This is a genomic window from Phenylobacterium sp. (assembly GCF_037968635.1).
In the GTDB taxonomy this organism is placed as follows: Bacteria; Pseudomonadota; Alphaproteobacteria; order Caulobacterales; family Caulobacteraceae; genus Phenylobacterium.
Map to the genome: position 1 here is coordinate 1 of NZ_JBBKVV010000089.1, position 7,127 is coordinate 7,127.

At 61.8% G+C, this 7,127-nt stretch carries 8 protein-coding genes; 3 read left to right on the forward strand and 5 right to left on the reverse strand.

Translation table 11 applies throughout. The features are described 5' to 3' along the window. The first annotated feature begins 97 nt into the window (after nt 1–97). The gene (locus AAC997_RS10915) at nt 98–589 is read left to right on the forward strand and encodes a hypothetical protein (protein ID WP_340645728.1); all 492 of its coding nucleotides are present in this window, start codon (nt 98–100) and stop codon (nt 587–589) included. Between the two features lie 194 nt (nt 590–783). Here the strand turns inward: AAC997_RS10915 and AAC997_RS10920 are convergent, their stop codons facing one another. Together AAC997_RS10920 and AAC997_RS10925 are read right to left on the reverse strand one after the other, a co-directional pair. Further along, nucleotides 784–1,008: a hypothetical protein gene (locus AAC997_RS10920; RefSeq protein WP_340645729.1), complete on the reverse strand. Its 225-nt coding sequence runs from the start codon at nt 1,006–1,008 to the stop codon at nt 784–786. A 231-nt stretch (nt 1,009–1,239) separates the two neighbouring features. Beyond that, on the reverse strand, nt 1,240–1,761 hold the full coding sequence (locus tag AAC997_RS10925; protein ID WP_340645730.1) for a VOC family protein: 522 nt from the start codon (nt 1,759–1,761) through the stop codon (nt 1,240–1,242). Between AAC997_RS10925 and AAC997_RS10930 the strand changes: the two genes are divergently transcribed. Both AAC997_RS10930 and AAC997_RS10935 read left to right on the forward strand, forming a co-directional pair. Beyond that, entirely contained in the window at nt 1,740–2,363 is a 624-nt protein-coding gene (locus AAC997_RS10930; RefSeq protein ID WP_340645731.1) for a Type 1 glutamine amidotransferase-like domain-containing protein, read from the forward strand. The genes AAC997_RS10925 and AAC997_RS10930 overlap by 22 nt on opposite strands. A 36-nt stretch (nt 2,364–2,399) precedes the next feature. Then, nucleotides 2,400–3,215: a GNAT family N-acetyltransferase gene (locus tag AAC997_RS10935; protein ID WP_340645732.1), complete on the forward strand. Its 816-nt coding sequence runs from the start codon at nt 2,400–2,402 to the stop codon at nt 3,213–3,215. A 254-nt stretch (nt 3,216–3,469) separates the two neighbouring features. Here AAC997_RS10935 and AAC997_RS10940 read toward each other — a convergent pair whose 3' ends face one another. The 3 genes from AAC997_RS10940 to AAC997_RS10950 form a co-directional block, all read right to left on the reverse strand. Further along, nucleotides 3,470–3,949 carry a GNAT family N-acetyltransferase gene (locus tag AAC997_RS10940; RefSeq protein WP_340645733.1) on the reverse strand — a complete coding sequence of 160 codons (480 nt, stop codon included), beginning with the start codon at nt 3,947–3,949 and terminating at the stop codon, nt 3,470–3,472. A gap of 179 nt (nt 3,950–4,128) precedes the next feature. Beyond that, nucleotides 4,129–6,264 (reverse strand): DEAD/DEAH box helicase, encoded by a 2,136-nt coding sequence (locus AAC997_RS10945; RefSeq protein WP_340645734.1) that lies wholly within the window; start codon nt 6,262–6,264, stop codon nt 4,129–4,131. Next, a partial coding sequence (locus AAC997_RS10950) for a DUF1837 domain-containing protein (protein ID WP_340645735.1) occupies nt 6,261–7,127 on the reverse strand: 867 nt, incomplete at its 5' end. The genes AAC997_RS10945 and AAC997_RS10950, both read right to left, overlap by 4 nt.

The window sequence follows — 7,127 nt, forward strand, 5'->3', positions numbered from 1 at the left end:
GGGTGGCGAGCAGACCCTCTAAAAGCTAGGCTGGATACCGATGATTTCTGCGTCTGAACAACTGTTGCGGGCCTACCAGCCGCTGATGGGGCACCGAATGATCGGGTTCGCCTGGATGCCGCTGTCGAGCGACACGCCCGACCTAGTGAGAGCCTTTGGTGCACCGCGGCTCAGCTTCACCGGCGGTGTGCAGCTTCGATTTGAGTCCAATCTCGAGCTTTTTCTCTCGTGGAATCGGGTATCCCCAATGACGTTAAAGGCGTCAGGGGAAGAGGAGCGCTGGGGAGTAGGGACTCTCGACCGAATAGGTCCGGATATGGGCAGCGACTGGATCGATCTCAAAGGTGCCACGCTCCTCTCCGTCGACCTTTTCACCTGCCCCGAGCGGTGGACAGACGGTCTCGTGCCGCTGAACAAGGCTCCGGTCGGCGTTCGACACAGGTTCGAGAGGAATGGGGCCGCATATCTCTTTTGGATTGGAACGGCATACGGCAACTACATACGAGAAGCCGATGACCTCTGGGTCGGTTTGAACGTCGATCCCGATAACGTGGCTGACCTCGAACTGGTGGGCTCCCTTACCGCCTAGGTCCGCTCGGGGTCCGGTGCGGAAGTCGGCCCCTCACCCAAAACCGGAGCGTGGACCCCACGGACCGGAAGCAGACCTTCTCAAGGGCAGCGAAGGGTGGTGAGCGGACATCCGCTTGCGACCTGATTGCCGGGCCTCGGGGCGGCACATCCGCTCCTCGCTGACGGAGATGAAGACGTTGTTGACGGCGAGCATCAGCGTTTTTCAGTCTTCGCGATAAGTGCGACACACATGCCGAGCAGAACGACGGCGACCAGAATCCCAGTCCCCTCGGTCAACCATTCAGGTCCAACCAACGATCCGGTATCGACAGCGACCCAAAGTCCGCCTGCGAAAAAAAACAGACTGTAAGTGAACCAGCCCATTGGATGGATAGGAAAGGTCATCATATGGCGGCGGCGAAACCACGGCTTGCTCACCCCAAGCACCCTTCCAGACTGATCGCCGACAGCATCCGCGCCTCCACGGCAAACTCCATCGGCCGATTCAACATCCAGGGCCATCTTAGGGCAAGAGTAGCAGTAGACCCGATGTCCGCAACGGGTCGATTCTCCCCGTTGGATTCGCGCCGCGAAGTTGCCGTTGGCGAGCGTCGAGGCCCCTGCCCGAATCCGGACATTCCCAACGGCGACTAGGAGCCCTTTGCGGACCTATCCCTCAGGCGGTGGCGGATGCTTCGCTTCGAGTTTGTAGCCATCTGGGTCAACGACAAATGCAGCGTAGTAGTTAGGTCCATACTGCGGGCGTAGTCCCGGCCCTCCCTGATCCGAACCTCCGTTCCGAAGGGCTGCATCGTGGAAGCGATCTACTGCCACCTGACTTGGGGCGACAAACGCCACATGAAATCCCGGTCCGGGTGGAGCCGCTTCGTCACGCTGGAACAGACGCAAACGGTCATTTCGAGTACCGGGCAAGCCATACCCCACCGACTTATGGTCGGTGTCTAATCGTGTGTAACCAAGCGCAGACATAGTCGCGTCGTAGAACACGGTGGCTCTCGCCAGATCACGAACGCCGAGTGAAATGTGACCGAGCATGGAGTTCCTTGAGCCTGAAGTTTGGCTAAGGCGCAGTGAAAAGCAACGTCTGCAATCTACCCTTCTCAACGCGCCCCACCTCGTTAGCATTGCAGAAGCAAAAGGGCGCGGCTGTGAAACTCTATCTTTCGTCATTCCGAATGGGCGATCGCTTTGGCGAACTGCTTGAGGCGCTACCTACCGGCGGAAAGGTTGGGGTCATCAGCAATGCCCTCGACTTCATCTCCGCAAGGGATCGGGCCGCATACGCCGCGAAGGTGTTCGACCCAATAGACGTATTTCGAAGTGAGGGGTTCGACGCCGCAGACCTCGATCTACGTACCTTTTTCGGATCGCCAACGGAGCTCGCCGATGCGCTGCAGGTGTTGGACTTGGTGTGGGCCGTGGGCGGCAACAGCTTCCTGCTCCGGCGAGCGATGCGCCAAAGCGGCTTTGACCAGCTCATTCCCGGCGAGGTTGCTACGGGGGAGCTGATCTATGGCGGCTGGAGCGCCGGCACCGTCGCCGCGGGGCCCTCTTTGCGAGGGATTGAGTTTATGGACGACCCCTCCGTCCTGGCTGACGGCTATCCAACCGAGCCGATCTGGGAAGGTCTGGGCCTAGTTGACTACGCGGTTGTTCCGCACTTCCGGTCCGATCATCCCGAAGCCGCCGCCGCTGATAAAGCCATCGCTGCGATGGTCGACAGCGGGTTGCCATTCCGAACACTCAGGGATGGCGAGGCCATCATCATCTGAAGCCTCGCCTGGCAGGTTCATGCGCCATGACCCTTCGTGCATCTCGCCAAGCCAATGATCCTGCGCCAAGGTCAGGCTATGGACGTCCAAGCCCTACTTTCTCTTTACGACGCTAACGTGCGGGCCAACCCAGCGCCCCGGCCCGGCCGAACCGTGGTGCGGGAGGATGGCGTCGTCTGGTTGGCTGGGGCCTTCAACTTCGTGAACTGGTGGGACTTCTCGGCGTCTGACGCAGAGACGGTTGTCGCGCGCTACGCGGCGAGCTTCCGCTCGAAGGGCGAAGCGCTGATCTGGCGGGTGCATGATCACGACCAGCCCAGCGTGTTGCCCGACTTGCTGGCAGCGGCCGGATTTCGCGCCAACCCGCCGGGGACGCTGATGTTCCTCGACCTGGAGCGGCAACTTCCGCCCTCCACATTGCCGGGAGCTGAGGTGCGCCGCGTTGCCGACCTTGCCGGGCTGGACGACTTCGTCGCCGCAGCGAACAAGGCGTTTGGCGACACTCAAGCCTCGGACCGGCGGGACGCCTACGCCGCTCATCTCGATCGTCACGACGTAGCCCTGTTCGTGGCCTACGTGGCGGGTGAACCAGTAGCCTCGGCGCGGCTGGAGACGGCTCCCGGCCAAGCCTTCGGCCAGTTGTATGGCGGGGGGGTCGCCCCGTCTCACCGCGGGGTAGGCGCTTATCGTGCCCTTGTCGCGGCCCGGGTCTCAGCTGCGCGCGCCCAAGGCCTAAGATTTCTCAGCACTGAAGCCCGGGAGACCAGCCGGCCGATCCTACAGCATCTTGGGTTCATTCCGGCTGTGGGCGAAACCACCTGGGTCTTGAGCCCCGAGTTTGACCCGCCGTAATTAGCCCGCACATATCGAGCACGAGCCGCTGATGTAGGGTCGCCTCATTCGCCCCGGTATCGGGTGTTGGAGCGGAGCCCACCACCCATCCGGGACGTTTTGTGTGTCTGCTTCTCGCGATGTTTCTTCGGGAGCGCGCAGATGGCAGGAACGCGCCACGAGCAGAAGTTGGCCTATTGCCGACAAGCGGACATCCGCTGTTGAGACGCGGTGGTGTAAGCTTCGTACTGCGACGCGGGCTTGCTAGCCCGTGCCTAGGCGAACGTCTTTGACCAAACCAAGAGACTGCCATCCTCAGCGTCTTGCCGCATACCGACGTGGGCGAACCCATTGCTCTCGAGCACTCGCTGGGAGGCCGGATTGGCGGGTGAGGTTTCAGCCTTCAACGCCTTAGGCGCACCACTTCGACAAACGTGCTCGCACAGCAGCGATACAGCTCTTGTCGCATAGCCCCTTCGCCGCCGACTTTCGGCTATTCCGTAACCGATCTCGGCAACGCCCGACCTATCCGGCGGGCCTTTGAAGCTGCACAAACCGACAACCTCGCCATCGTCCACAATGAGGAAGGTGCTCGGGTGGCCCGCAGCTTCAAGCCGGGCCGATGTCCTGCGAAGCCAGGCCAGGATCCGCCGCTCCTCCACCCCGTCGGGCGCCTGTCGGAGGCCATCGACCGACGAGGCCTCCCCCAGAAGCCACGCAAAGTGAAGATCGGTTGCCTGGATCAGCTTCGCCATGGCGCAGACCGTGCCAGCAGTGCTCTCGCGTGGCTAGGGTTGCGATGACCAAGACTGCATCGCGCCATGAGCGGACGTTGGCGTGCCGCCAGGAACACGACCTTCAAAACCTAAATCGAGAAGACAACTCTCGTCCCGTCGAGGTCGTTCGAACGGTAACCAAACGCACCCAGTTGCACTCAGAGACTTTCTTGGACGACCTCAATCCATCGCCGTTCGAAGTCCGTCAGTTCATCGACATCGTCCGGGTCCAGCGCCCGGAGCTTGGAGATGACATCGTCGAGAACGTGGTGGGGTTCGAGGTATCCCGAGATCTTTCGTGCAATCTGCAAGGGCACGCCGTATTCGTCGAGTGCCGCGATCGTCGCCGGTAGAAACAGGTGGTTCGCGGCGTCGGCGTAGACACTGTAGTCGCCCGGGACGAGGTCCAACATGCCGGCCACCTCCAGCTGGATGTTGTGAACGACCATGAGGTCCTGCGGGAAGCTGTAGCTGACGATGTTGCGGGTGATCTTCAGCGCTTCGTCGATCTTGGCTGAAACGTCTTGGCCGGGCAGCACGCCGTTGGCGACATCCGACAGATAGGCCTTGAGACCGCCGTCCTGGCTCAATCGTGAAAGGTGCCAGTGAAGCTGCCTGGCCGAGCTTACGCCGAGGTTCTGCATCGTGGGTCCGGAAAGGTAGTCCATGACCAGTTCGGCGACCGCGATCAGCTGCGCCTTCTTGGGGTAGCCGCGCCATGTGTAGAGGTCGGGTCGTTCCGCCATAGCCTCGAACAAGGCGCGGGCCAGGCGATTCTGCGTGTCGGGCTCGATTGAGCCGTTCAGCCGGATGGTGTCCTCGCTGAGGAAGCTGTCCTTGAGGGCATCGGCCACGCGTGAGCGCGACACGTCGGTCAAGTCGCCGTCCTCTAGCTGCATGATCAGTGAGAGCGGCGTCTCGAGCCCCTGCTCGCCGACCGGATATTCGACGATCGTTTCCTCGTCCGCGGGCGCGGACTCCAACATGAAGACCTTGCCGATGAAGTACCGTCCCATCCGTCCGGCGCGTCCCTGGATGTTCTTGTAGGTGAAGAAGTCCAGGACGTTCTTGTTTCGCCGCCGGTCATAGACGATCACGTTCTCGGCCGCCGTATTGACCCCCTCGATCAACGTCGAGGTGCAGATCAGGCGCTTGATAACGCCGTCGTTGAACAGCCGCACCATATGCTGCTGCAGGGCGCGGGGAATGCCGCCATGGTGCAGACCAACGCCCCGCCGGAGGGCTTTAGCGACGACCCATTCGGCGTGAAAGTTCTCATCGATCCAGTCGGCATGCTCGGCGCAGGCGGCGACGTCCACTTTCACCACGTCCCGCATCAGCGTGTTGGCGACGCGCGAGGCGCTGCCGGGGGCTTGGCAGTAGATCAGGGTCGCGCTGTGCAAGGTCTTGCAGAGCTCGATCAGTGCCGCATCGCGCTCGTCGCCACGGGTGGGAAGGTCAAAGTTGACGACGTCGACGGCGACCGTCGAATACTCGGACGGGATGAAATGGATCTCGTAACGATCCAGCCCCTTGATCGCGTGGATGTTCGGCCCGAGCAGATAGAACTGCGCCTTGGTTCCGGCGAGTTGATGGAAGGCCAGGTTGAGTTCGATCGCGCGCCGTTTGTCCTTCTCGTGGCGTAGGTCAAGCTTGTAGAATTCGTCGATCACGAAGAAATCGACGTTCGTCAGATCCTCGCGTTGTCGGACCCGCTCCTGGGTGAGCACGTAGACGTTCACGCTCTTGGGATCGGCGGCCTGCGTGGGATGGGTGATCACGTGCACCGTGCCCCGGAAACGTCGCACGAGCCGCTTTCGGGTCTCGTCTATGAGCGCCAGTGTCGGCACGACAATGACGATCTTCTTGAATTTCCCGAGCGCGATCATCGCATCGATCAAGAGACTCTTGCCGACGCTAGTCGAGGCGCTGAGGACGACGTTGGAGCCGGTCCTGAGCTGGTAGTAGACCTTCGCTTGGAGACTGTGGAACACCTCGTCCATGCCGTCCGGCCGATGCAGCTCGTAGGCTAGGCGGTCGTCGTCTTGCGCGAAGGTCAGGGTGTCTCCCATGTAGGGATAGAGGCCGACCGCACGAACGAGCGAGGTCAGGATCTGGGTTTCGAAGTCGTCGAAGGACTTGCTCCGAGCGAGCGCACGGATGACCAGGTCGCGCCCGTTCTGGGCAGATGCCTTGTCATTGACGTGTTCGGCGATCGCCCGCAGCAGGTTGAATGGCGTCTCACCTCCAAAGTTCTCCTCGCCGAGCGCGGATCTGACGCTTGCGTAGTTCATGGCAGCCCCAAGTGTTCGGCGAATTGATCCTTTAGCGCCGCGAGGTTCTCGACCGGGATCATGAAGACGTGGACGCGCACCTCCTCGACCGAGGCCGGCAAGCTCGCCGTCACGCCGACGCCGAGCTGAGCGATCTCCTCCACCAGACGCGCCTGATAGTCATCGGCGTGGCCGTTGGAGAGTACGGAGCTGTCATAGGCGATGAGCAGCGGCAGGCACAGGATACGGATGAAGTCGTCGATCGGGGCGCCCGGCGCAAGCGCCGCGCCGATCGCGTAGTCGGTGTAGTGCTGCGGTTCCCGCAGCTGAAGAATAATGCCGCGCTCCTCGACCAGCAATTCGGTGTCGAGGGCGTCGGAAAGCTCGGCGCTGATGCGGGCAAAAAGCGGAGCCGGGTCGCGCTCGTCGAAGAGATGGGTTCGACCGATCCACAGCTCGTCCCCGTTCTCGCCATGGACGAGGTGGGCGTTCTTGGTGACCTTATCGCCGTGCGTGGACCGGTGGAACAGCTTGCACGGCACCGGCTCGCTGCCGAACCAATGTCGCAGGACGGCATGAAGGAGTGTCTCGGCCAGCAGGTTGCCGACGTCCAGCGCTCGCTCGGCCTTCACCGCCCGTAGCCCGGCCTCAAACTTGGCGCGCATGTTGAGGGGGGTGATCTCAACAAGCTCGCTGGCTTTCAACGTCAGCTCCGGCACCCAATCGGCGAGGTGCCGCGCCAACTGCTTGGACCGCCAGACCTTGCGTTCGTAGAGCGCATCGTAGCCGCTGGAGGAGCGATGGAAGTCAGCGTCAACGCGATGAATCTCGGCGAAGAAGCGGTCCCCCTTGGTTCGGTACGGCTTTGAGGTCTTGGTCTGGGC

Bases quoted from the DNA above. Each gene is read 5' to 3' on its own strand.
- AAC997_RS10915 (WP_340645728.1), top strand. From the start codon at position 98: ATGATCGGGTTCGCCTGGATGCCGCTGTCGAGCGACACGCCCGACCTA.
- AAC997_RS10925 (WP_340645730.1), bottom strand. From the start codon at position 1,761: ATGACGAAAGATAGAGTTTCACAGCCGCGCCCTTTTGCTTCTGCAATG.
- AAC997_RS10940 (WP_340645733.1), bottom strand. From the start codon at position 3,949: ATGGCGAAGCTGATCCAGGCAACCGATCTTCACTTTGCGTGGCTTCTG.
- AAC997_RS10945 (WP_340645734.1), bottom strand. From the start codon at position 6,264: ATGAACTACGCAAGCGTCAGATCCGCGCTCGGCGAGGAGAACTTTGGA.